The sequence below is a fragment of the Rathayibacter sp. AY1B8 genome (assembly GCF_002932775.1).
In the GTDB taxonomy this organism is placed as follows: domain Bacteria; phylum Actinomycetota; class Actinomycetes; order Actinomycetales; family Microbacteriaceae; genus Rathayibacter.
Map to the genome: position 1 here is coordinate 89843 of NZ_PSWJ01000001.1, position 23942 is coordinate 113784.

Genomic DNA, 23942 nt, shown 5'->3' on the forward strand with positions numbered 1-23942 from the left:
CTGGTCCTCACATCTCTCTCGGCGAACCGTTCAGCTCGCCATTCAACCACTCTCCGCCCGGACGACCGGTCGCGTCCGAGGGGGCCTTGCTTCTGGGGCGTGATGCCCCTCGACCGCGCGTCTGCGACGGCGCGGGTGGGGTGCCTTCTCGCGGCTCCCTGATCCTCGGGGACCGGATGGGGAGGGAAGGCTCAGGTGCTGGATCGGGAGCCGGACGTCGCCCGCAGGCGCGCTGCTCGCGAGCTGCTCGTTCAGCGGGCGCACCCGCCGAGACAGGAGCGCCTGATCGGGGTCGGTCTCCCGCACCCGGGGGTGCGGAAGCGCCCGCTGGAGGGTGCGCACCTCCGGGACACGGGCGGCCCCCGATTCCTCCCGCAGGGCGCGAGAGGACGAGAGTCCCCTCCCGATCCCGCACGAACAGCGCCGTGAGACGCCGGAAGGCCCGGGCGGACCCGGGCCTTCCAGTGGAGCGGATCAGCCTCGCGGCTTCTCCTTCATCTCGATCGTCTCGATCTCGTCGCCGATCTGGATGTCGTTGTACTTTCCGAGTCCGATACCGGCCTCGTAGTCCGTACGGACCTCCGTGACGTCGTCCTTGAAGCGACGCAGCGACTCGATGGCCAGGTTGTCCCCGACCACGACGCCGTCACGGATGACGCGCGCCTTCGAGTTGCGGGTGATCGTGCCGGAGCGGACGATGACACCCGCGATGTTGCCGAACTTGGAGGAGCGGAACACCTCGCGGATCTCGGCGACACCGGACTGGACCTCCTCGAACTCGGGCTTGAGCATGCCCGTGAGCGAGTTCTCGACCTCTTCGATCGCGTTGTAGATGACCGAGTAGAAGCGGATGTCCACTCCTTCTCGAGCAGCGCGCTCGCGGGCCTTCGGGTCGGGGCGGACGTTGAAGCCCACGATGATCGCGTTGTCGATCGTCGCGAGGTTGACGTCCGACTCCGTGATCGCACCGACACCGCGGTGGATGATGCGCAGCTGCACCGAGTCGTCGACCTCGATCTTGACGAGCGACTCCTCCAGCGCCTCGACGGCACCGGACACGTCGCCCTTGATGATGAGGTTGAGCGACTCGACCTTGCCCTCCTCGAGAGCACGGGTGAAGTCCTCGAGCGAGATGCGCTTGCGGGCCTTGGCCAGCAGGGCGTTGCGCTGAGCGGCTTCGCGCTTCTCGGCGATCTGACGGGCCGTGCGGTCCTCCTCGGTGACGAGGAAGGTGTCGCCGGCGCGGGGCACGGACGAGAGTCCCTGCACCTGCACCGGACGCGACGGCACGGCTTCGAGGACGGCGTTGCCGTTCTCGTCCGCCATCGCACGGACGCGGCCGTAGGCCGTTCCGGCGACGATCGCGTCTCCGACGCGCAGCGTTCCCGACTGGATGAGCACGGTCGCGACCGCACCGCGTCCCTTGTCGAGCTTCGCCTCGATCGCGACTCCGCGCGCCTCCTTGTTGGGGTTGGCGCGCAGGTCGAGACCGGCGTCCGCGGTGAGCAGCACGGCGTCCAGGAGGTCCTGGATGCCGGTGCCCGCGCGAGCCGACACGTCGACGAACATGACGTCTCCGCCGTACTCCTCGGCGACGAGCCCGAACTCGGTGAGCTGCTGGCGCACCTTGGCCGGGTTGGCGTCGGGCTTGTCCACCTTGTTCACCGCGACCACGATCGGCACGTTGGCCGCCTGGGCGTGGTTCAGCGCCTCGATGGTCTGCGGCATGATGCCGTCGTCCGCCGCGACCACGAGGATCGCGATGTCCGTGACCTGGGCACCGCGGGCTCGCATGGCGGTGAACGCCTCGTGACCCGGGGTGTCGATGAAGGTGATCGGGCGCTCGATGCCCTCGTGCTCCGCGACGACCTGGTACGCACCGATGTGCTGCGTGATGCCGCCCGCCTCGCCGGCGACGACGTTGGCGTTGCGGATCGCGTCGAGCAGGCGCGTCTTTCCGTGGTCGACGTGACCCATGACGGTGACGACCGGCGGACGGATCTCGAGGTCCTCGTCCGTCTCGTCGTCGAGCTCCTGCTCGAGGTCGAGACCGAAGCCCTCGAGGAGCTCCTTGTCCTCGTCCTCGGGCGAGACGACCTGGATCTTGAAGCCGAGCTCGGAGCCGAGCACCTCGAAGGTGGCCTCGTCGAGCGACTCGGTCGCCGTCGCCATCTCGCCGAGGGCGAAGAGGACGGTGACCAGGTTGCCGGGGGGCACCGGCACGCCGGTCATGGCCTCGATCTTGTCGGCGAAGTCCGAGATCGACGCGCCGCGGCGCAGACGGATGACCGTCCTGCCGTCGCCGCGGGGGACGCTGACGCCGCCGAGCGACGGGGCCTCCCTGAGCTCGAACTCCTGACGCTTCGTGCGCTTGGACTTCCGGGCCTTGCTCTTGCCGCCGCCGCGACCGAAGGCTCCTGCGGTTCCACCGCCGGGGCCGCGACCGCGACCGCCGCCGCCACCGGGACGCGGGGCGAAGCCGCCACCGGCACCGGGAGCGCCGCCGGGGCGCTGGAAGCCGCCGCCGGCCGGACGACCGGCACCGCCGGGACGTCCTGCTCCGCCGCCGGGTCCGCCGGGACGCTGGCCGAAGCCGGCGGGGCGCTGGCCCATGCCGGGTCCGCCGGGTCGGGGCGCGCCGGGGCGCGGAGCAGCCGGGCGGGGGATGTTGCCCGGGGTCGGACGCGATCCCATGCCCTGCGAGCTGGCGAAGGGGTTGTTGCCGGGGCGCGGGGCGGCGGGACGCTGTCCCATGCCCTGGTTGCTGGCGAACGGGTTGTTGCCCGGGCGCGGGGTGCCGCCGGGGCGGTTGGAGCCGCCCGAGGCGCCGCCGGGGCGCGGGGTGTTCGCGGCGGGAGCCGGACGCGGGGTCACGGGCTTGGGTCCGCCGGGGGTCGCGCCGGACGCCGGCTTCTCGGCGGCGGCCGGAGCCGCGGGGGCCTCGGTCGGAGCCGGAGCGGCGGCCTCGGCGGGCGCGTCCTTGGCTGCCTGGGCGCGCTGAGCGGCCGCGGCCTCCTGGGCTGCCTGAGCCTGGGCCTGGCGCTCGGCGACAGACATCGGCGGTGCGGGCGCCGGAGCGGGCGGCTTGGCCGGGCCGGGCGTGGGCGCGGACGGACGGGCGCCGGAGGGGCGCGGGGCCCCGGGACGGGCACCGGCGGCGGGGGCGGCCGGGGTCACCGACGCTCCCGCGGAGGAACCGCCCTGGCCCTGGAGGGCCTGGCGGAGCTTGCGCGCCACCGGGGGTTCGATGCTCGAGGACGGGCCCTTGACGAACTCGCCGAGCTCCTTCAACTTCGCAAGTGCGACCTTGCTATCGACACCCAGTTCGGATGCGATCTCGTGTACGCGTGGTTTTGCCACTTCTCTCCTGTCTTGGGCCTGCACCCAAGACGGGGGCAGGCGTCACGAACGGACGGGTCTCATTTCGAGCCGCTCATCAGTCTTCGCTCATGATCAGTTCACGGGCCGTTCTGCCTGTTCTCTATGGTGTGATCGTGCGCTGCTCCGGCCCCTCCGGTCGAGGGGCCGAGCCGGTCTGATCGTGCGATGTACTGCTCCAGCTCGCTCGCGTCCACGCTCTCGCGTGTCCGGAACGCTCTTCCGAACGCGCGGCGCTTGACCGCGAGCTCGTAGCAGTCGGCTGTGTCGTGGAGCCACGCTCCCCGACCAGGACGGACGGCACGCGGGTCTACCGCGAGGACGTTCGAGTGGAGGACCAGCCTCAGAAGAGAGGCCCGGGGGGCGCGCAGACGGCAGCCGACGCACGTTCTGACGGCTTCCACTCTACTCCCTCCCCTCCGGGACCGCTCCCCCGCACGGCCGATGCTCGGGGATCACTCCCCGTCCATCACCGAATCGGGCTGGATGTCGATCTTCGCGCCGGTCAGCTTGGCGGCGAGGCGGGCGTTCTGGCCCTCCTTGCCGATGGCGAGCGAGAGCTGGTAGTCGGGGACGAGCGCCCGGACGGCCTTGAGGCTCTGGTCGATCACGAACGCGCTGGTCACCTTGGCGGGCGAGAGCGCGCTGGCGACGAAGGTCGGCAGGTCGGAGGAGTAGTCGACGATGTCGATCTTCTCGTTGTTGAGCTCGGCGGTCACCGCGCGCACGCGCTGGCCGAGCTCGCCGATGCAGGCGCCCTTGGCGTTCACGCCGGGCTCGGTCGCGCGCACCGCGATCTTGGTGCGGTGGCCCGCCTCGCGGGCGAGGGAGACGATCTCCACCACGCCGGACGCGATCTCGGGGACCTCGAGGGCGAACAGCTTGCGCACCAGCGACGGGTGGGTGCGGGACACCTGGACCGACGGGCCCTTGGGTCCGCGGCCGACGCTCGTGACGTAGACGCGGATGCGGCGTCCGTGGCTGTAGTCCTCGCCGGGCACCTGCTCCTCGGGCGAGAGGATCGCCTCGATGGAGCCGAGGTCGACGTGGATCATCCGCGGGTTGGGGCCCTGCTGGATGACGCCGGCGACGATGTCGCCCTCGCGGCCCTTGAACTCGCCGAGCACGTGCTCGTCGGCGATGTCGCGCAGGCGCTGGTTGATGACCTGCTTCGCGGCGAAGGCGGCGATGCGGCCGAAGTCGCGCGGGGAGTCCTCGGCCTCGCCCACGACGGCGCCCTCTTCGTCGAGCTCGGGCACGAAGACCGAGACGTGACCGGTCTTGCGGTCGAGGTGCACTCGCGCGTCGACGGCGGTGGCCTTGTCGGCGTCGTCGGCCTGGCCGATGTGCTTGAGGTAGGCGGTCAGGATCGCCTGCTCGATGATCTGCACGAGTTCCTCGAAGGGGATCTCGCGCTCGCGCTCCATGAGTCGCAGAACGCTCAGGTCGATGTCCACGGGCGGGCCTTTCTCTCTATTCACTTGGATGCCGCGGTGGTGACCGCGGTCGTTCGCCTGCCGGGCTCTCACCCGGATCAGCCCTCAAGGGTACCCGACGCGGCCCGGGGTTCCACCCGCGGATCCTGCCGACGCACGGAGGGCCCCGCCTGCCACGGGAAGCGGTGGCGGGGCCCTCGGCGTGTCGGGTCTAGGCGCCCAGCCGGGCGAGCGCCTCGGCGACCGGGAGCTGCTCGCGCTCGCCGGACCGGCGGTCCCACAGCTCGACGATCCCGTCGGCCGCTCCTCGGCCCGCGATGACGATCACGGGCACCCCGATCAGCTCGGCGTCGCCGAACTTGACGCCGGGCGAGACCTTCGGGCGGTCGTCGATCAGCACGTCGCGGCCGGCGGCCTCGAGGGAGGCGCCGACCGACTCGGCGAGCTCGAGAGCCGCCGCGTCCTTGCCGGTCGCGATGACGTGCACGTCGAACGGCGCGACGTTCGCGGGCCAGAGCAGTCCTCGGTCGTCGTGGGTGGCCTCGGCGATGATGGCGAGGATGCGGGTCACGCCGATGCCGTAGGAGCCCATCGTGACGGTGACGAGCTTCCCGTTCTCGTCGAGCACCTTCAGCCCGAGGACGTCGGCGTACTTGCGGCCGAGCTGGAAGACGTGGCCGATCTCCATGCCGCGGGCGGTCTCGATCGGGCCCGAGCCGTCGGGCGCCTCGTCACCGGTGCGGACGTCCGCGACCTCGACGGTGGCGTCGCCGTGGAAGTCGCGGCCGGCGACCAGATCGAGGACGTGCTGCCCGGAGACGTTGGCCCCGGTGATCCAGGCGGTGCCGTCGACCACGCGCGGGTCGAGCAGGTAGCGGACGCCGGTCGCCGACTCCTCGCCCAGGACGGCTCCCTCGGCCGACCAGGGTCCGATGTAGCCCTTGACCAGTCCGGGGTGCTTCGCGAAGTCCTCCGCGGTGGCGGCCTCGACCTCGGCCGGGGCGAAGGCCACTTCGGCGCGCTTGAGGTCGACGTCGCGGTCGCCGGGCAGGCCGACGATCACGAGCTCGCGGGTGCCGTCGAGCGCGGTGAGCGCGAGGACGACGTTCTTCAGGGTGTCGGCGGCGGTCCAGGCGCGGCCGTCGGGGCGGGGCTGCGTCGCGTTCGCCAGGTCGACCAGGGTCTGGATGGTCGGGGTGTCGGGCGAGTCGAAGACGCGCGCCTCGGGCAGGCCCTCGACGGGCAGCGCCGCGGGGACGGGCGTGCGGTACGCCTCGACGTTCGCCGCGTACCCTCCCGCCGACCGGACGAAGGTGTCCTCGCCGACGGGGGTGGGGTGCAGGAACTCCTCGCTCCGGGAGCCGCCCATCGCTCCGGCGTCGGCCTGCACGATCACGTACTCCAGGCCCAGGCGGGCGAAGATCCGCTCGTAGGCGTCGCGCTGGCGCTGGTAGCTCGCGTCGAGGCCGGCGTCGGTGTAGTCGAAGGAGTACGCGTCCTTCATCGTGAACTCGCGGCCGCGCAGGAGGCCCGCGCGGGGCCGCGCCTCGTCCCGGTACTTGTCCTGGATCTGGTAGATCGACAGGGGCAGGTCCTTGTAGGAGGAGTAGAGGTCCTTCACGAGCAGCGTGAAGAACTCCTCGTGCGTGGGAGCCAGCATGTAGTCGGCGTCCTTGCGGTCCTTCAGGCGGAACACGCCGTCGCCGTACTCGGTCCAGCGGCCCGAGAGCTCGTAGGGCTCGCGGGGCAGGAGCGCGGGGAAGTGCACCTCCTGGGCGCCGGCCGCCTCCATCTCCTCGTGGATGATCCGCTCTATGCGGCGCTTGACGCGCAGGCCCAGCGGCAGCCAGGCGAAGACGCCGGGCGCCTGACGGCGGATGTAGCCCGCGCGGACGAGGAGGCGGTGGCCCGCGACCTCGGCGTCGGCGGGATCCTCCCGGAGCGTGCGGACGAACAGATGCGAGAGACGGGTGACCACGAGGGACGATCCTATCCGCTGCGCTCCCCCGGCTCGCGAGGGCGCCGGGAGCCTCAGTCGGGGATCCGCGAGAAGACGACCGCTCCGCCCGTGCCGTCCAGCAGCACGTCGTCGGGGGTGCCGCCGATCGTCATCGGGCCGGAGAGGAGCGCCCGGAGCCGGATGGCCTCGGGGCTCGGCGTGTCGGAGCAGCTGTCGGATCCGGTCACCTCATCGCCGGGGACCAGCACGCCGTCGTCGATCCGGTAGGCGGCGCTGACCACGAGGCAGCCCGTGCCGACGACCAGGGTCGGCGCACCCCCGACGCTCTCCGAGCGGAGGCGGACGCGGGCGTCCTCGACCCAGGCCGTGTACGGGGTCTCCCCCTCTGCCGCGGTCAGCACCCAGCGGTCGCAGCCGAAGGGGTCCTGCGGGGTGCGGCTGTCGATGCACTCGCCGGCCTCGGAGGACGGGCCGCTGCGGAGCGCGGCGACACCGGAGGCGAGGAGCGCGGCGGCGACGACCACGAGCGCGAGGCGCAGTGCGGGGCGGACCACGTCGATCCGCCCCGCGCCGTCAGTTCGCGCCGACGGTGACGACCGGGGCTCCGGTCGAGGTGTCGTCGGCCGGCATCTCGGCGGCCAGGCGGTTGGCCTCCTCGATGAGGGTCTGGACGATCTCGGCCTCGGGGACGGTCTTGATGACCTCGCCCTTGACGAAGATCTGGCCCTTGCCGTTGCCGGAGGCGACGCCCAGGTCGGCCTCGCGGGCCTCGCCGGGTCCGTTGACGACGCAGCCCATGACGGCGACGCGCAGCGGGACGCTCATGCCCTCGAGGCCGGCGGTGACGTCGTTGGCGAGCGTGTAGACGTCGACCTGCGCGCGGCCGCAGCTGGGGCAGGAGACGATCTCGAGCTTGCGCTCGCGGAGGTTCAGCGACTGGAGGATCTGCAGGCCGACCTTGACCTCCTGCGCGGGCGGGGCCGAGAGGGACACGCGGATGGTGTCGCCGATGCCCTCGCCGAGGAGGATGCCGAAGGCGGTGGCGGACTTGATCGTCCCCTGGAACTCGGGGCCGGCCTCGGTGACGCCGAGGTGGAGGGGCCAGTCGCCGCGCTCGGCGAGCTGGCGGTAGGCCTTCACCATGACGACGGGGTCGTTGTGCTTGACCGAGATCTTGAAGTCGTGGAAGTCGTGCTCCTCGAAGAGGCTGGCCTCCCAGACGGCGCTCTCGACGAGGGCCTCGGGGGTGGGCTTGCCGTACTTCTGCAGGATGCTCGGCTCGAGCGAGCCGGCGTTGACGCCGATGCGGATCGAGACGCCGGCGGCCTTCGCGGCGGCGGCGATCTTGCCGACCTGGTCGTCGAACTTGCGGATGTTGCCGGGGTTCACGCGGACCGCGGCGCAGCCGGCGTCGATCGCGGCGTAGACGTAGTTGGGCTGGAAGTGGATGTCGGCGATGACCGGGATCTGGCTCTTCTTGGCGATGATCGGCAGCGCCTCCGCGTCGTCGCGGCTCGGCACCGCGACGCGGACGATGTCGCAGCCGGACGCGGTGAGCTCGGCGATCTGCTGGAGGGTCGCGTTGATGTTCGTCGTCGGTGTGGTGCACATCGACTGGACGCTGACCTGCGCGTCACCGCCCACGAGCACCTTGCCCACCTTGATCTGGCGGGACTTGCGGCGGGGGGCGAGGGTCATGGGGACCTTGGGAAGACCCAGATTCACTGCTGGCACGCGCCCCATCGTACGCGCGCCGCGGGACCCCTCGTCCGCTCGCCGCACCTTCCCAGCCGCCGCCCCTCCTGCGCGCCTCGGAACCCGTCCACCGCACCTGCTCTCAGCCCGAGACCGCACGACGATCCGCGGTCGCCTCGCCCCGAGCCGAACCGCCGATCCCGTCCGAGCGATTCACCGCAGACGCTGCCAGCCCGCTCCCTTCACAGAGCGGACCGCGCCACGCCGGTCAGCGACCGCCCTGCCACCCCCGAGGCGAACGGGTGAATCGCGTCCCAGCGATTCGCCCCAGCCGTCCGCACCCCGCTCCACCCACGCCCCCACCCCGAGAAGCCGACCGCGCCACGCCGGGCGAGGCCCGTGCTCCCACCCGCGAGGCGAACGGGTGAATCGCGTCCCAGCGATTCGCCCTAGCCGCCTGCGGCCCGCTCCACCCACGCCCCACCCCGAGAAGCCGACCGCGCCACGCCGGGCGAGGCCCGGCGTGGAATCCAACTCAGAACAGCGTGATCGGCTTGACGATGTCGGCGTAGATGAGGAGGGCGCTCATGCCGCCGAGGACGAGGACGACGACGTAGGTGAGCGGGAGCAGGCGGGCGATGTCGACGGGGCCGGGGTCGCGGCGTCCGAAGAGCCTGGCGATCCGGCGGCGCAGGCCCTCCCAGAGGGCGCCGGCGATGTGGCCGCCGTCCATGGGGAGCAGCGGCACCAGGTTGAAGACGAGGAGGGCGACGTTGAGCGAGGCGAGGACGCCGACCATCGTCTGCACCTTCGACACGACGGGGAGCTGGTCGGAGGCGGCGATCTCGCCCGCGATCCGGCCCACTCCGACGACGCTGATCGGGCCGTTGGCGTCGCGCGCCTCCGAGCCGAACGCCGCCTGGGCGACGTCGATGAGGCGCTGCGGCAGGTTGAGGATGACGTGGGCGACGCTGGTGATGTTCGACCAGACCGTCTCGGGCACCGCGGTGATCGGCTGCTGCGCGAGGGCCGATGTGGGCGAGATGCCGATGAAGCCGACCGTCTGCGTCTCGATCGCACCGGAGGCGTCGGTGACGGGGGCGCCGTTCGCGTCGGTCACCGCGACCTCGTTCTCGGCGGGGGTGATCGTGAGGGTCAGCGGCGCGCCGTCGCGCTGGACGGACACGCTGAGCGGGACGCCCGCGGAGCGCTGGATGATCGGGGTCAGGTCGTTCCAGGTGCTCACCGGAGTGCCGTCGATCGCCGTGATCGTGTCGCCCGGCAGCAGGCCGGCCGCGGCTCCGGGTGCCAGCGGGTCGTCGGCGGTGCAGGTCGCGGTCGCGCGCTGCGACTCCGGGACCACGCACTGCGAGACCGCGGCGAGGGTGCTGGTGCTCTGCGGGATCCCGATGCCGCAGAGGAGGACGGTGAAGAGGACCGTGGCGATCACGAGGTTCATGAAGGGGCCGCCGGCCATGACGAGCACGCGCTTCCACACGGGGAGCCGGTAGAACGCGCGATGGTCCTCGCCGTCGCCGATCGTCTCGGCGCTGGCGGCACGGGCCTCGTCGATCATCGTGGCGTAGGCGCCGCGCCGGGGCTCCTCGAGCTGGGCCTCGGAGGACGCCAGGCCGTTGAAGAAGCCTGTGCTCGACTCCGTGGGCCGGTCCCCCGGGTGCTTCGGCGGGTACATGCCGATCATGGCGATGTAGCCGCCGAGGGGGATCGCCTTGACGCCGTACTCCGTCTCGCCGCGTCGCCGGGAGAAGAGGGTCGGCCCGAACCCGATCATGTACTGCGTGACCTTGACCCCGAACAGCTTGGCGGGGAGCAGGTGCCCGACCTCGTGCAGGGCGATGGAGAGGGCGACGCCGACGGCGATGATGACGACGCCGAGGACGAAGAGCAGCACGGATTCCACCGACACACTGTAGGCCGGGCCCGCCCGTCCACGCTGGGGTGCGCCTGCACGGATCCGATGAACTCCGCGGCCGAGAGGATCAGCGGCGCGACGTCCGCCGACACGGATCCGCGGAGACGGAGCCCGTCCGGATGACCCCTGGTCAGACTCCGGCGATCCGCTCGTCCGCCGTGCGGCGCGCCCACTCCTCCGCCGCGGCCAGCGACTCGCGGGTCAGCGAGCCGTCGACGCTGTGCGCATCGACCACCGCCTCCACCGTCTCGAGGATGTCGAGGTAGCCGATCCGCCCCGCGTGGAACGCCTGCACGGCCTGCTCGTTCGCCGCGTTGAACACGGCCGGGTAGGAGGCGCCCGCCTCCCCGACGCGCTTCGCGAGCCGGACCGAGGGGAACGCCTCCTCGTCCAGCGGCTCGAACGTCCAGGAGTGGGAGCGGGTCCAGTCGAGCGGGACGCCGACCCCGGCGACGCGGTGCGGCCAGTCGAGGCCGAGCGAGATCGGGAGCCGCATGTCCGGCGGCGAGGCCTGGGCGATCGTCGAGCCGTCGACGTACTCGACCATCGAGTGGATCACCGACTGCGGGTGCACGGTGACGTCGATCCGGTCGTAGGGGACGTCGAAGAGCAGGTGCGCCTCGATCACCTCGAGCCCCTTGTTGACCAGAGTGGAGGAGTTGGTCGTGACGACCAGGCCCATGTCCCAGGTCGGGTGCGCGAGCGCCTGCGCCGGGGTGACGTCGCGGAGGGAGGCGCGGTCGCGTCCCCGGAACGGCCCGCCGGACGCGGTCAGCACGAGGCGGCGGACCTCGCGGTGCTCGCCCGCGAGGAGGGCCTGGGCGATCGCGGAGTGCTCGGAGTCGACCGGCACGATCTGGCCGGGACCGGCGAGCGAGGTGACGAGCTCGCCGCCGACGATCAGCGACTCCTTGTTGGCGAGGGCGAGCGTCCTGCCCTCCTCGAGCGCCGCGAGCGTCGGGCCGAGCCCCACCGAGCCGGTGATCCCGTTCAGCACGACGTCCGCGTCGACCGAGCGGATCAGCTGCTCGGCCTCCTCCGCGCCGAACGCCGTGTGCTCGACGCCGAACGCGGACGCCTGCTCGGCGACCACCGCCCGGTTCGAGCCGGCGGCGAGGCCGACGACCTCGAACCGCTCGCGGTTCGCGCCGATGACGTCGAGAGCCTGCGTGCCGATGGACCCGGTCGAGCCGAGGATGATGACCCTGCGCATCCGCCCATCCTGGCACGGAGCGCCCAGCGCCTCCCGGTCAGCTGATGGCGAGGATGTCGACCACGAAGACGAGGGTGTCGGTCCCGCTGATCCCCGCGTTCTGGTTGCCCTGGTCGCCGTAGCCCTTCGACGGCGGGATGGTGACGAGCACCTGCGAGCCGACGGTCTGGCCGACCACGGCCTCCTTGAAGCCCTCGATCACGTCGCCGGTGCCGAAGGCGGCGGGAGCCGGCTTCCCCCAGCTCTGGTCGAACACCTCGCCGGTGCCCCAGACCACGCCCTGGTACTGCACGATCAGCTGGTCGCCGTCGGCCACGGTCGCGCCGCTCCCCTTCTTGAGGACGGCGAGCTGCAGGTCGGCGGGCGGGTCGGTCGAGGGGATGGTGACGGTGGGCGCCCCGTCCTCGGCGAGCGCCACCGTCGGCAGGCCGTCGACCGGGGGCTGCGGCTCGCCGTCGGCGGCGGTCGGCACGATCTGCTCGACGTCGATCACCATGACGATCGAGTCGGTCGCGGCGATGCCGAACTGGCTCTGCCCGGCGTCGCCGAACGCGTCGGCCGGGGGAACGACTGCGACGACGCGCGAGCCGACGGTCGCGCAGTTGACGGCCTTCACGAGGCCGGCGAGGTACTGGTCGGTGTCGACCTCGAAGGCCGCGCGGCCACCGGACGCGTAGCTGCTCGCCGAGAACTCGGCACCGCTCGTCCCGTTGTAGAGCGTGTAGTCGACCAGCACGGTGTCGCCCTCGGCGACCTCCTCGCCGGTGCCCTCGATCGCGACGGAGCGCTCGGTGGCGTCCACGCTGACCGGGCTGGGGAACACGGTGACCGGCTTGGTGGCGAAGTCGCCGCTGGTCTGCACCGCGGCGGTCGCCTCGCCCTCGGTCGCGCAGCCGAGCGGGGTGGCGGAGGCGGACGGCGCTGCATCCGGCTCCCCGGGGGTGCAGGCCGCCAGGCTCAGGGAGGCGCCGAGGACGGCGAGGATCGCGATGGTTCTGCGCACAGGGGCACCTTTCGTGACCGGCGGCGGCCGGTGGACGTTCGGGGATCGCCTCCATCCTGCACGGCGCGCCTCGCAACGCGCTGGGTGCGGGTCCTCGAACGGTCCCAGGCCTACCATCGGGGCATGCGTGAATTCTCGGTCCCCCAGTCCCGAGAGCTCGTCACCGAGCTCCCCGGCCCGCGCTCCGTCGCCCTCCAGGAGCGCCGCATCGCCAGCGTCTCCCGCGGCGCCGGGACGCTCGCGAACATCTACATGGACCACGCGTCGGGCGCGGTCCTGGTCGACGTCGACGGCAACCGCCTGATCGACCTCGGCTGCGGCATCGGAGTGACCACCATCGGCCACGCGCACCCCGCGGTCGCCGCGGCGGCCGCCGCGCAGGCCGAGAAGCTGACGCACACCCTCTTCACCGTCACTCCGTACGAGAACTACGTCCGGGTCGCCGAGAAGCTCGCCGAGATCACCCCCGGGGACTTCGAGAAGCACTCGATCCTGGTGAACTCCGGCGCGGAGGCGGTCGAGAACGCCGTCAAGATCGCGCGGAAGTTCACCGGCCGCCGCGCCATCGCGACGCTCGACCACGCCTTCCACGGCCGCACCAACCTCACGATGGCGATGACCTACCGCCCCTGGCCGGAGCGCGCGGGCATGGGCCCCTTCCCGGGAGAGATCTACAGCCTCCCGATCAGCTACCCGTTCCGCGACCCCGAGGGCATGACGGGCGAGGAGGCGGCCGAGCGCACCATCGACTACACCACCACCCACATCGGCGCGCAGGAGCTGGCCGCGCTCTTCGTCGAGCCGATCCAGGGCGACGGCGGCATCATCATCCCGGCGCCGGGCTACTTCCGCCGCCTGTCCGAGTTCTGCACCGAGAACGGCATCGTCTTCGTCGCGGACGAGATCCAGGCCGGCATCGCCCGCACCGGCACCTGGTACTCCATCGAGCACCACGGCGTGGTCCCGGACCTCATCACGACGGCCAAGGGCATCGCCGGCGGCTTCCCGCTCGCCGCCGTCACCGGCCGCGCCGAGATCATGGACGCCGTGCAGCCCGGCGGCATCGGCGGCACGTTCGGCGGCAACCCCGTCTCCACCGCCGCGGCGCTCGCGACGTTCGAGGCGATCGAGTCCGAGGGCCTGCTGGAGGAGGCGCAGCGGGTCGAGCGCCTACTGCAGGCGCGGATCGGCGACTGGGCCGAGCGCTTCGCGGTCGTGGGCGAGGTCCGCGGCAAGGGCGCCATGTGGGGCGTCGAGCTCGTCCACCCGGGCACGAAGAAGCAGTACCCGGAGGCGCTCACAGCGATCCTGAAGCACGCCACCACGAACGGCGTGATCGTCCTCGACGCGGGCAGCTGGGACAGCGTGCTGCGGATCATGCCGAGCGTGGTCATCAGCGAGGAGCTCATCGACGACGCCGCGACGGTCATCGAGGAGGCGCTCGCCCAGTTCGGCTGATCCGCCGCATGACCGGAGCGGCATGGACGCCCCGGTAGCTTCGTCGGAATGCGGATCGACGACGACCACGAGAGGCCGACTCCCCCGGGGATCGGCCTCTCCGCGCGTCTGGCGCGCCTGTCCATCGGCGGCGTCGGCCGGCTGGTCTACCGGCCGATCGTGGAGGGGCGCGACAACGTCCCGGCCGAGGGACGCGTGATCCTGGCGGCCAACCACCTCTCGTTCATCGACTCCCCGGTGCTGACGCTGCTCGCCCCGCGGCCGGTGCAGTTCCTGGCCAAGTCGGACTACTTCACGGGGACCGGCGTGCGGGGCGCCCTCTCGCGCGCCTTCTTCACGAGCGTCGGAGCCGTCGCGGTCGAGCGCGGCGCCGGCCAGGCCGCTCAGGAGGCGCTGGACCTCGGCCGGGCGATCCTCGAGCGGGACGAGGCGTTCGCCGTCTACCCCGAGGGCACCCGCTCCCGCGACGGGCGCCTCTACAAGGGCCGCACCGGAGTGGCGTGGCTCGCCCTCACCACGGGCGCGCCGGTGGTCCCCGTCGGCATGATCGGCACGCAGGAGCTCCAGCCGGTGGGCACGAGGGTGCCGCGCCTGCACCGGATCACGGTCCGCTTCGGGGCTCCGCTGGACCTCTCGCGGCACGGCTCCGCCGACTCCGGCCGCGCCCGACGCCACGCCACCGACGAGGTGATGGCGGCCGTCCACGCGCTCTCCGGGCAGGAGCTCGCCGGTGCGTACAACGAGTCGCCGCCGACGACCACGGTCGAGCGCATCCGCCGGGCGCTCCCGCACGAGCGCCGCTGAGCCTCAGCGCGCGGACGCCTCCGGCTCGTGGGAGACGGGGAAGTTCACCGAGTTGGCGATGAAGCAGAGCCGGGAGGCCTCGGCGTGCAGCGTCTGGGCGATCGCCACCATCGACTCCTCGGCGACAGTGACGCGGGGCCGGAGGGTCACCGAGGTGAAGCGGCCGCTCTCCCCCTCCTGCAGCATCGAGCCCACCGCGTCGTCCGTGTAGCCGGTGACGACGACTCCGTTCTTGACCGCCACGTGCAGGTAGGAGAGGAGGTGGCACTGCGCGAGCGCCGCGAGGAGCAGCTGCTCCGGGTTCCAGCGGTCGGCGTCGCCCCGGAAGGGCGTGTCGGCCGAGGCGAGGATGGGCGCCGGGCCCTCCGCCGTGACGGTCAGCTGGCGCCCGTACTCGCGGTAGCCGCTCGTGCCGGTGCCCCGATCGCCCTCCCAGACGACGGACACCGCGTACTCGTGCTCGGACTTCATCGGGCTCCTCCTCGACGGCGGTGGATCAGGCCGGTCGCGCCGGTCTGGACCTCTGGACGCGGAACCCCCGCGGGTAGACTCCGAGGACCATGACAGACACGCTCGCCCCCCAGGTTCCCACGTCCGCAGTCCCCCAGGAGCGGCGCGTCGCGACCGAGATCCCCGGGCCGCGATCCCGGGCCCTGCACGAGCGCCGCCTCGCCGTCGTGCCCACCGGCGTCGGCACCGCGCTCCCCGTCTACATCGACCGCGCGCACGGCGCGATCCTGGTCGACGTCGACGGCAACAGCTTCATCGACCTCGGCGCCGGCATCGGCGTGACGACGATCGGGCACACCGACGACTCCGTCGTCGCGGCCGCCGCGGAGCAGCTCGCGCGCCTCACGCACACCCTCTTCACCGTCACTCCGTACGAGCCCTACATCCGCGTCGCGGAGCTGCTGGCCCAGCACACCCCCGGCGACTTCGCCAAGAAGACCGTCCTGGTCAACTCCGGTGCCGAGGCGGTCGAGAACGCCGTCAAGATCGCGCGCAAGCACACCGGCCGCCCCGGCGTCGCGGTGCTCGACCACGCGTACCACGGACGCACGAACCTCACGATGGCCATGAACTTCAAGGCGCTGCCCTACGGCCTGGGCTTCGGACCCTTCGCCAGCGACGTCCACCGTGCGCCGAGCTCGTACCCGTACCACGACGGCCTGTCGGGAGCCGAGGCCGCCCAGCGCGCGATCTCGTACCTCGAGAAGACCGTCGGCGCGTCCGCCCTGGCCTGCCTCGTCGCCGAGCCCATCCAGGGCGAGGGCGGCTTCATGGTCCCCGCCGACGGCTTCCTCCCGGCACTGCAGGAGTGGTGCACGGCCAACGGCATCGTCTTCGTCGCCGACGAGATCCAGTCGGGCATGGCCCGCACCGGCGCCTGGTTCGCCAGCGAGCACCTCGGCCTCGTCCCCGACCTCGTCCTCTCGGCCAAGGGCATCGCCGGCGGCCTGCCGCTCGCGGGTGTGACGGGCCGCGCCGAGATCATGGACTCGGCGCAGGCCGGCGGACTGGGCGGCACCTTCGGCGGGAACCCCGTCGCCGCCGCCGCCGCCGTCGCGGTCTTCGAGCGCATCGAGCGCGAGGGCCTCCTCGCCGAGGCCGACCGGATCGGCGCCCGCCTGGGCGCGGCGCTGCGAGGCCTGCAGGAGCGCTACGACATCATCGGCGACGTCCGCGGCATCGGCGCGATGATGGCGATGGAGCTCGTGCAGCCCGGCACCGCCGGCACCACGAAGGAGCCGAACGCCGTCGCGGTCCAGGCGATCATCGACTACGCCGCCCAGCACGGGGTCCTCGTGCTGAGCGCCGGCACCTACGGCAACGTGGTCCGCTTCCTGCCGAGCCTCGCCCTCACCGACGAGCTGCTCGACGACGCCGTGTCGGTCATCGCCGACGCGTTCGCCACCCTCTAGGCGCGATCCTCCGAAGGCCACCGCGGGCGCCGAGGCGCTCCCCGGTGGCCTTCGGCGTCTCCGGGAGCGCGGGACCGGTCGGCGCATCGGGCAGGATGGGGGGATGCCAGCAGGAACCTTCACCGTCGCCGAGTCCGTCGAGCTGGCCGTCGTCGAGCGATCCGGGTTCGTCGAGTCGCGCCACGCCGGCTCCGCCGTCCTCCTCGACTCCGAGGGCCGCGTCGCCCGCAGCCTCGGCACCCCGACGGCTCCCGTCTTCCCCCGCTCCTGCCTCAAGCCGTTCCAGGCCCTCGCGGTGATGACCGCCGGAGTCGAGCTGAACGGCGCGGAGGCGGTCATCGCCACCGCGAGCCACGCCGGCATCCCCCAGCACGTGGCGCTGGTGCAGAACCTGCTCTTCCGCGCCGGCCTGGACCACACCGCCCTGCAGTGCCCGGCCGACTGGCCCGGCGACTCCGGGACCCGCGCTCAGCTGCTGCGGGCGGGCGCGACTCCGGACCCGCTCTACATGAACTGCTCGGGCAAGCACGCGGCGATGCTGCTGGCCTGCGTGCAGAACGGCTGGAGCACCGAGGACTACCTCGAGCGGACGCACCCGCTGCAGCAGCACATCGTCGACACGATCGAGCGCCTCACCGGCGAGCGCGTCGTGGCCTCGGGGATCGACGGCTGCGGAGCTCCCGTGCACGCCCTTCCTCTGACCGCGCTGGCGAAGGGCGTCTCGCGGATCGTGTCCTCCTCCCCCGCCTCACCGTTCGGCCTCTACCGCCAGGCCGGCGTCCTCACGGCCGCGATCCTCGAGAACGCGTGGGCGATCGACGGCCCGGGCCGGGACAACACCGTCGTGATCGAGCGCCTGGGCCTGGTCGCCAAGCTCGGCGCCGAGGGCGTGCTCGTGATGGCCTCGCCCGACGGCACCACCGTCGCCCTGAAGATCCTCGACGGGAGCCTCCGCGCCGCGACCGTGGTCGCGCTGAAGCTCCTGGTCGAGGCGGACGCGGTGGACCGGACCGCGGCGAACGACGTGCTGGTGCGGCTGAACCCGGTCGTGTCGGGCGGCGGGCGCCCGGTCGGCGCGATCCGTGCCTCCTACGTCTGACCGCACCTCCCGGCACACCCTGAGCTACTGCTCGCGCGTGAGGCGCTTCGCCCGGGCCGCCGCGGAGACCTGCGTGATCACCACCACGAGGATCGCCAGGACGAACACCGCCGACGCGATGACGTTCGCCTCCGCCGGGATGCCGCGCGCCGCCGCGATGTAGATGTACTTCGGGAACGTGGTGACCGATCCGGAGTTGAAGTTCGTGATGATGAAGTCGTCGAAGCTCAGCGCGAACGAGAGCAGCGCCGCGGCGAGGATGCCGGGCAGCAGCAGCGGGAAGGTGATCCGCCAGAAGACCTGGTTCGGCGACGCGTAGAGGTCGCGTCCCGCCTCTTCCAGCTTCGGATCCAGGCTCGCCACCCGCGCCTTCACGGTGACCACGACGAAGCTGATGCAGAACATCGTGTGCGCCAGCACGATCGTGACCAGTCCCTTCTCGGCGCCCACGCTGAGGAACTGCGCGGCGAGGCCGGCTCCGAGCACCACCTCCGGAGTCGCCATGGGGAGGAACAGCAGCAGGCTGATCGCCGACCGGAACCGGAAGCGGAACCGCACGAGCGCGATGGCGATCATGGTGCCGAGCGCAGTGGCCAGCACGGTGGCGATCACACCGACCAGCAGGCTGTTCCCGAAGGCGGTCATCACCTCTTCACTGGTCCAGGCCGACACCCACTTGTCGAGGGTGAAACCGCGCCAGGCGAGGTTGCTCTTCCCCGAGTCGTTGAAGGAGAAGACGAAGGTGTACCCGATAGGGATGAGCAGGAAGAGCAGCGCCAGCGCCGTGTACACGCCGAGCCCGAGGCCCCGGAAGCGGCGGCGGCCCCGGATCGGGGCGGGGGGCGGCGCGCCGAGCGCCTCCTGGGCGCTCGCGAGCGGACGGTCGGCCGTCGCGGTCACAGGAGGTCCTCCGTTCCACTGCGCTTCACGTAGAAGCCGACGATGAACAGGATCACGGCCATCAGCACGATCGAGAGCGCGGCGGCCGCCGGGTAGTTCTCGAGCGTGAGGAAGTTCGCCTCGATCGCGTTGCCCACCATCGAGGTCTGCGACGAGCCGAGGAAGTCCCGGCTCGCGTTGATGTAGTCGCCCGCCGCGGGGATGAACGTCAGCAGCGTGCCCGAGACGATGCCCGGCATCGACAGGGGGACCGTCACGCTCCAGAACACGGAGGCGGGGTGCGCGTAGAGATCCGACCCCGCCTCCAGGAGGCGCACGTCGAGGCGCTCGAGCGTCGTGTACAGCGGCAGCGTCATGAACGGGATGAAGTTGTAGGTGATGCCGAAGATCACGGCGATCGGCGTCCCCGTGAGGTGGCCGTCGCTCGGCAGGACCGCCACGGCCTTGAGCGCCTGCACGAGCGGGCTCTCGTCCGCGAGGATCTGCTTCCACGCCAGCGTCCGGAGCAGGAAGCTGATGAAGAAGGGCGCGATCACCAGCGTGAGGAGCAGGTTCTGCAGCAGCGGCCAGGGCCGCGCTTTCACTCCGATGAAGTAGGCCAGCGGGTAGCTGATCACCAGCGCGAGCACCGTCGCGATCAGCGCGTAGCCGAAGGAGCGGAGCACGTGCGGCCAGTAGTCGCCCATCACCACGAGGTAGTTCTGCCAGGCGAACCCGGGGGCGTACTCGCCGATGTCCCCGTCCGGCACCTCGGCCTGGAACGAGGTGAGCACGAGCGAGATCAGCGGTGCCAGGAAGAACAGCAGCATGTAGGCGATGCCCGGCAGCAGCAGGACCAGCGCGATCGTCGACCGCCGGCGGACCGGAGCGTCCTGAGGATCCGCCTGCCCCGTGGCGAAGGCGGCGAAGGCCATGCCTACGCTCCCCCGCTGCGACCGGCCAGGAGCCCCCGGCGCTGCACGGCGATGGCGCTGGTGGAGTCGTCCGCCTCGAAGCGCGGGACCGAGCCCGGTTCGTCCGCGAGTCCGAAGCCGTGCTCGGTGCTGAAGCCGACCCACACCTCCGCTCCCTCGCCGACGACCGGCCCGAAGACCATGTTCTGCGCGAAGACGACCACCGGGCCCAGGCCCGGCATCCGGATCGTGTACTGGGTGCTGACCCCGCTGAAGGAGACGTCGACCACGCGGCCGGGCCCGAGCACGTTCCGGCCGGAGTCCGGCGGCGGCTCCTGCGTCAGCAGCAGGAGCTTCTCGGGGCGGACGCCGACGGTGATCTCCCCGCTCGTGCGGGCGCAGCGGGCGACGGGCACGACGATTCGGTGCCCGCCCGCGTCGACGGTGAGTGCGCGGTCGGTGCTGCCGACCACCTCGCCCGTGAAGAGGTTGGACTGGCCGAGGAAGTTCGCGACGAACGCGGTGCGCGGGAGCTCGTAGAGCTCCTCCGGCGCGCCCATCTGCTCGATCCTGCCCTTGTTCATCACCGCGACGGTGTCGGCCATCGTCATGGCCTCCTCCTGGTCGTGCGTGACGTGGAGGAAGGTGAGGCCCACCTCCTCCTGGATCGACTTGAGCTCCAGCTGCATCTGCCGGCGGAGCTTGAGGTCGAGGGCGCCGAGCGGCTCGTCGAGCAGGAGCAGGGCGGGCCGGTTGACGAGGGCGCGCGCGAGGGCGACCCGCTGCTGCTGACCACCGGAGAGCTGCGCGGGGCGGCGCTGGGCGAGGTGGTCGAGCTCGACCAGGCGGAGCGCCTCGTGCGCCTTGCCGACGGGGTCGGCGATCCTCCGCCGCTTCAGGCCGAAGGCGACGTTCTCGAGGATCGACATGTGCGGGAACAGCGCGTACGACTGGAACACGGTGTTGACGGGCCGCTGGTACGTCTTCGTCTCGGTGACGTCCCGCCCGCCGATGAGGATCCGGCCGGCGGAGGGCTCCTCGAGCCCGGCGACCAGGCGCAGCGTCGTCGTCTTGCCGCAGCCCGAGGGGCCCAGCAGGGCGAAGAAGGAGCCCGCCGGGATGGTGAGGTCCAGGGAGTCGATGGCCGTGAAGCCCGGGTACTGCTTGCTGATCCCGACCAGCTGGAGGTCGGCGCCGCTCTCGGCGAAGGTCCCGATCGCCATCAGATGCCCAGGAGCACCTTCTGGAACTCGGCCTGGTACTCCTTCTCCTCCGCGGCGGTCAGGGTCCGGAACACGTGCGCCTGCGCGAGCGTGTCCTCGTCGGGGAAGATCAGCTGGTTCTCGGCCAGCTCCGGATCGATGCTCTCCATGACGTCCTTCGCTCCATCCACGGGGGTGATGTAGTTGACCCAGGCGGCCACCTCGGCGGCGACCTCGGGCTCGTAGTAGTAGTTCATCAGGGCCTCGGCGTTGGCCTTGCGCTCGGAGCCCATCGGAACGACGAAGGTGTCGTTCCAGAGTGCGCCGCCCGAGTCGGGGAAGGCGAACTCCCACTTGTCGCCGGCCTCGGCGTTGATCAGGGTGATGTCGCCGGACCAGCAGATCGCCGCGAGGGTGTCCTCGTTCTGCAGGTCGTTGAGGTACGCGTTCCCCTTGATGTTGCGGATCTGTCCGGCGTCGACCTGCTCGCGGAAGACGTCGATCGCGTTCATGTACTCGTCGTCGCCCCAGGAGCCGGCGATGTCCGTCCCCTGAGCGAGCATGATGAGCCCGATCGTGTCGCGCATCTCGCTCAGCACGCCGACGCGGCCGCGGAGCGACGGATCCCACAGCTCCTCGATGCTCGAGAGGCCCTTCGGCAGCTTCTCCTTGTTCCAGCAGATGCCCGAGAACCCCGCCTGGTACGGGAGGGAGAGCCGGCGGCCCGGATCGAAGTCGGGGTTCGCCAGCGAGGGGGTGAGGTTGGCGATGTTCGGGATGTTCGCGTGGTCGAGCTCCTGCACGTAGCCGCGGCGGACCAGGCGCGAGACCATCCACTCCGTCAGGCAGACCGTGTCGGCGCCGATGTACTGCCCGAGCGCGAGCTGGTCCTTCACCTTGCCGTAGTAGGAGTTGTTGTCGTCGACGGCGACGTTGTAGGTCACCGCGATGCCCGTCTGCTCCTCGAAGCCCTGGAGCGTGGGGTGGTTCCCGTCGTCGTCCTCGTCCATGTAGGCGGGCCAGTTGTCCCACACCAGGCGCGGGTCGCCGGCCGATCCGTCGGCGGCGGCGGTCGGAGCAGCACGGGTCTGCGGGGCGCAGGCGGCCAGGGCGAGGGCACCCGCTCCGAGGCCGATCCCGCCGAGGACCGCCCGACGCGAGAGGACCGCCCGGCGCTCGCGCTCGTGCGAGCGTGCCGCGGCGACGGCCCGGCGGAGGACGGGATCCCTCGGGAGGGGACGGGTCATGGCGGGGGCTCCTGACTGCGTCGGGGCTCGTGCCTCGGGGGCCGAACGTGGGGAAATACTGGCACAGCGCTCATCCGCCTGTCACGGCGAACGGAGGAGAACGCTCATCCGGAAACATGATCGTCACGAATTCCGCACCCGGAGGCCGTGTCAACCGCCGATTCGGTCCCCGGAGGCCGTGCCGTCAGCGGGTGAGGGGCGGGCGTCCCGAGCCGCCGGCGGACCCGTCGACGCGCTCGACCGCCATCTCGACGGAGGAGAGCAGGATCCGGCTGCCGAGCTTCGCGCGGTAGCGGCGGCCGGCCTCGAGCGGGAGTGGCGCCTGGGTCGGCGCGACCAGCACGGACCCGTTGGCCGACCAGCGGTCCCTGACCCAGAGCCCGCCCTCGTCGAAGCCGAACTCGAGGTGGGTCTTGGAGAGGGATCGCGACGGATCCGGGATCGCGAGGATGTGCCGGAACGTCTCGTTGGGGTCCGGGAGCGGCTGGCGTCCGATCAGGCCGTTGCCGGTCACGATCGCGTGCTGCCCGGTCGCGAAGCTGAGGCGCACGAGCCCCTGCGAGGGCGGCGCCATCGGAGCGCCGGGGGCGGGACGCCGGTGCCGGCCAGGGGCCAGGCCCGGCAGCCAGGCACGGCGGGACGGATCGAGGACCGTCGTGTCGCCGGAGGACGAGGGGCGGGACGCACCCGTCGTGGCATGCGCCGCCACCGACGAACCGCACTCGCCGCAGAGGATCGCCCCGGGAGCGAGGTTGGAGCCACACGTGCTGCAGATCACCGAGAACGCCCTTCCGCTCACCATCGTACCCAGCGCCGGCGCGGGGAGCCCCGAGCCGGCCGAACCCGACGCGAACCGGCAGGCGCAGGACCGTCGTACGGCCGTTCGGCGCGTGCGGGCGGTCCGGCGGCACCGCCACCGCGGCCGTCCCATGCCGGAGCGCTGCTCGTCAGACCGGTGCGCCGGCCTCCTCGTCGCCGGTGACCGCGAGGACGTCGACGACGATCACGGTGACGTTGTCGCGCCCGCCGTTGTCCAGCGCGGCGTCGACCAGGGCGTCGGCCGCCTCCTGAGCGGAGCCGGTGCCGCTGAGCAGGTGGCCGACGCCGGCATCGGTCAGCTCCTTCGTGAGTCCGTCCGAGCAGATCAGCAGACGCGATCCGGCGAGGACGGGCACGAGCCGGTAGTCGGGGACGGGCGCCTCGTGGAAGCCGACCGCGCGGGTGATCACGTTGCTGTGCGGATGCACGTCGGCCTCGTCGCGGGAGATCAGGCCCGCGTCGACCAGCTCCTGGACGATGGAGTGGTCCACGGTGAGCTGCACGAGGGTCCCGGCGACGCTCAGGTACACGCGCGAGTCGCCGATGTTGAAGACGGACCAGTAGGGCTCTCCCCCGACCACCGTGAGCGCGATCCCGGTGACCGTGGTCCCGGTGCCGACGTCGGCCGTGTGCGACTGCCGGGCGATGTCCCCGACCGCCTCCCGAAGCGCCCGGTCGATCTCCTCCGCTCCGACGGTCGCGCCGAGCGCCGCGGTGGACAGGCGCGACACGACCGCGTCGCTGGCGACCTCTCCTGCCGCGTGCCCGCCCATCCCGTCGGCGACAGCGAAGAGCGGGCTCTTGGCGAGGTAGCTGTCCTCGTTCGCGCTGCGCACGTGGCCGGTCTCGGTGCGCGCGGCCCAGCCGAGGGTCACTTCGGCCGAGGGCGCGTCGGAGCTCCAGGCGGAGACGGGGACGGTGACGGACGCGCGGCTGCGGCCGATCTGCGTCATCGCTGCTCCTCGCATCCCCGTGGCCCG

Annotated in this window: 20 protein-coding genes; 4 read left to right on the plus strand and 16 right to left on the minus strand. The window is 71.8% G+C overall.

Annotated elements, in window-relative coordinates:
* Window positions 1-474 precede the first annotated feature (474 nt).
* From infB to C5C63_RS00450, 9 genes are all read right to left on the minus strand, one after another.
* Window positions 475-3360: a translation initiation factor IF-2 gene (gene infB, locus C5C63_RS00410; protein ID WP_104325313.1), complete on the minus strand. Its 2886-nt coding sequence runs from the start codon at window positions 3358-3360 to the stop codon at window positions 475-477.
* 98 nt (window positions 3361-3458) lie between these two features.
* Entirely contained in the window at window positions 3459-3782 is a 324-nt protein-coding gene (locus tag C5C63_RS00415; protein WP_104225593.1) for a YlxR family protein, read from the minus strand.
* Between the two features lie 51 nt (window positions 3783-3833).
* Window positions 3834-4835 carry a transcription termination factor NusA gene (gene nusA / locus C5C63_RS00420; RefSeq protein ID WP_104225180.1) on the minus strand — a complete coding sequence of 334 codons (1002 nt, stop codon included), beginning with the start codon at window positions 4833-4835 and terminating at the stop codon, window positions 3834-3836.
* Window positions 4836-5025: 190 nt separating this feature from the next.
* Window positions 5026-6792 carry a proline--tRNA ligase gene (locus tag C5C63_RS00425; protein WP_104225179.1) on the minus strand — a complete coding sequence of 589 codons (1767 nt, stop codon included), beginning with the start codon at window positions 6790-6792 and terminating at the stop codon, window positions 5026-5028.
* Between the two features lie 53 nt (window positions 6793-6845).
* Window positions 6846-7328 carry a hypothetical protein gene (locus tag C5C63_RS00430; RefSeq protein ID WP_104246574.1) on the minus strand — a complete coding sequence of 161 codons (483 nt, stop codon included), beginning with the start codon at window positions 7326-7328 and terminating at the stop codon, window positions 6846-6848.
* Between the two features lie 19 nt (window positions 7329-7347).
* Window positions 7348-8508 (minus strand): flavodoxin-dependent (E)-4-hydroxy-3-methylbut-2-enyl-diphosphate synthase, encoded by a 1161-nt coding sequence (ispG, locus tag C5C63_RS00435; RefSeq protein WP_173244694.1) that lies wholly within the window; start codon window positions 8506-8508, stop codon window positions 7348-7350.
* Window positions 8509-9004: 496 nt separating this feature from the next.
* Window positions 9005-10390 (minus strand): RIP metalloprotease, encoded by a 1386-nt coding sequence (locus C5C63_RS00440; RefSeq protein ID WP_258065358.1) that lies wholly within the window; start codon window positions 10388-10390, stop codon window positions 9005-9007.
* 142 nt (window positions 10391-10532) lie between these two features.
* The gene (dxr, locus tag C5C63_RS00445; protein ID WP_104325315.1) at window positions 10533-11615 is read right to left on the minus strand and encodes a 1-deoxy-D-xylulose-5-phosphate reductoisomerase; all 1083 of its coding nucleotides are present in this window, start codon (window positions 11613-11615) and stop codon (window positions 10533-10535) included.
* A 37-nt stretch (window positions 11616-11652) separates the two neighbouring features.
* Window positions 11653-12618, minus strand: coding sequence for an FKBP-type peptidyl-prolyl cis-trans isomerase (locus tag C5C63_RS00450; RefSeq protein ID WP_181068285.1), 966 nt, complete (start codon window positions 12616-12618; stop codon window positions 11653-11655).
* Window positions 12619-12741: 123 nt separating this feature from the next.
* Here C5C63_RS00450 and C5C63_RS00455 point away from each other — a divergent pair, with 123 nt between their 5' ends.
* Window positions 12742-14076 carry an aminotransferase class III-fold pyridoxal phosphate-dependent enzyme gene (locus tag C5C63_RS00455; protein ID WP_104325316.1) on the plus strand — a complete coding sequence of 445 codons (1335 nt, stop codon included), beginning with the start codon at window positions 12742-12744 and terminating at the stop codon, window positions 14074-14076.
* A 48-nt stretch (window positions 14077-14124) separates the two neighbouring features.
* The gene (locus tag C5C63_RS00460) at window positions 14125-14880 is read left to right on the plus strand and encodes a 1-acyl-sn-glycerol-3-phosphate acyltransferase (RefSeq protein WP_104223042.1); all 756 of its coding nucleotides are present in this window, start codon (window positions 14125-14127) and stop codon (window positions 14878-14880) included.
* Window positions 14881-14883: 3 nt separating this feature from the next.
* Here the strand turns inward: C5C63_RS00460 and C5C63_RS00465 are convergent, their stop codons facing one another.
* Entirely contained in the window at window positions 14884-15351 is a 468-nt protein-coding gene (locus C5C63_RS00465; RefSeq protein ID WP_104232692.1) for an OsmC family protein, read from the minus strand.
* Window positions 15352-15440: 89 nt separating this feature from the next.
* Between C5C63_RS00465 and gabT the strand changes: the two genes are divergently transcribed.
* Both gabT and C5C63_RS00475 read left to right on the plus strand, forming a co-directional pair.
* Complete coding sequence (gabT, locus tag C5C63_RS00470) at window positions 15441-16802, plus strand: 4-aminobutyrate--2-oxoglutarate transaminase (protein ID WP_104223040.1); 1362 nt, start codon at window positions 15441-15443, stop codon at window positions 16800-16802.
* Window positions 16803-16905: 103 nt separating this feature from the next.
* Window positions 16906-17901, plus strand: a complete 996-nt coding sequence (locus tag C5C63_RS00475; protein ID WP_104223039.1) for an asparaginase — start codon at window positions 16906-16908, stop codon at window positions 17899-17901.
* Between the two features lie 24 nt (window positions 17902-17925).
* Here the strand turns inward: C5C63_RS00475 and C5C63_RS00480 are convergent, their stop codons facing one another.
* The 6 genes from C5C63_RS00480 to C5C63_RS00505 all read right to left on the minus strand — a co-directional run bounded on the left by C5C63_RS00480 (window position 17926) and on the right by C5C63_RS00505 (window position 23915).
* On the minus strand, window positions 17926-18693 hold the full coding sequence (locus C5C63_RS00480; RefSeq protein ID WP_374953765.1) for an ABC transporter permease: 768 nt from the start codon (window positions 18691-18693) through the stop codon (window positions 17926-17928).
* Between the two features lie 104 nt (window positions 18694-18797).
* Complete coding sequence (locus C5C63_RS00485; protein ID WP_104262502.1) at window positions 18798-19715, minus strand: ABC transporter permease; 918 nt, start codon at window positions 19713-19715, stop codon at window positions 18798-18800.
* A gap of 2 nt (window positions 19716-19717) precedes the next feature.
* On the minus strand, window positions 19718-20917 hold the full coding sequence (locus tag C5C63_RS00490; RefSeq protein WP_104262501.1) for an ABC transporter ATP-binding protein: 1200 nt from the start codon (window positions 20915-20917) through the stop codon (window positions 19718-19720).
* Window positions 20917-22143, minus strand: coding sequence for a PotD/PotF family extracellular solute-binding protein (locus C5C63_RS00495; RefSeq protein ID WP_104295003.1), 1227 nt, complete (start codon window positions 22141-22143; stop codon window positions 20917-20919). Before C5C63_RS00495 ends, C5C63_RS00490 begins: the two co-directional genes overlap by 1 nt.
* 184 nt (window positions 22144-22327) lie before the next feature.
* Entirely contained in the window at window positions 22328-22693 is a 366-nt protein-coding gene (locus tag C5C63_RS00500) for a hypothetical protein (protein ID WP_146086334.1), read from the minus strand.
* Between the two features lie 397 nt (window positions 22694-23090).
* The gene (locus C5C63_RS00505; protein ID WP_104225583.1) at window positions 23091-23915 is read right to left on the minus strand and encodes a PP2C family serine/threonine-protein phosphatase; all 825 of its coding nucleotides are present in this window, start codon (window positions 23913-23915) and stop codon (window positions 23091-23093) included.
* Window positions 23916-23942 lie beyond the last annotated feature (27 nt).

Coding starts and splice junctions, on each gene's coding strand:
- dxr (WP_104325315.1), bottom strand. CDS start 11,615: ATGCGCAGGGTCATCATCCTCGGCTCGACCGGGTCCATCGGCACGCAG.
- C5C63_RS00455 (WP_104325316.1), top strand. CDS start 12,742: ATGCGTGAATTCTCGGTCCCCCAGTCCCGAGAGCTCGTCACCGAGCTC.
- C5C63_RS00460 (WP_104223042.1), top strand. CDS start 14,125: ATGCGGATCGACGACGACCACGAGAGGCCGACTCCCCCGGGGATCGGC.
- C5C63_RS00465 (WP_104232692.1), bottom strand. CDS start 15,351: ATGAAGTCCGAGCACGAGTACGCGGTGTCCGTCGTCTGGGAGGGCGAT.
- gabT (WP_104223040.1), top strand. CDS start 15,441: ATGACAGACACGCTCGCCCCCCAGGTTCCCACGTCCGCAGTCCCCCAG.
- C5C63_RS00475 (WP_104223039.1), top strand. CDS start 16,906: ATGCCAGCAGGAACCTTCACCGTCGCCGAGTCCGTCGAGCTGGCCGTC.
- C5C63_RS00485 (WP_104262502.1), bottom strand. CDS start 19,715: ATGGCCTTCGCCGCCTTCGCCACGGGGCAGGCGGATCCTCAGGACGCT.
- C5C63_RS00490 (WP_104262501.1), bottom strand. CDS start 20,917: ATGGCGATCGGGACCTTCGCCGAGAGCGGCGCCGACCTCCAGCTGGTC.
- C5C63_RS00495 (WP_104295003.1), bottom strand. CDS start 22,143: ATGACCCGTCCCCTCCCGAGGGATCCCGTCCTCCGCCGGGCCGTCGCC.
- C5C63_RS00505 (WP_104225583.1), bottom strand. CDS start 23,915: ATGACGCAGATCGGCCGCAGCCGCGCGTCCGTCACCGTCCCCGTCTCC.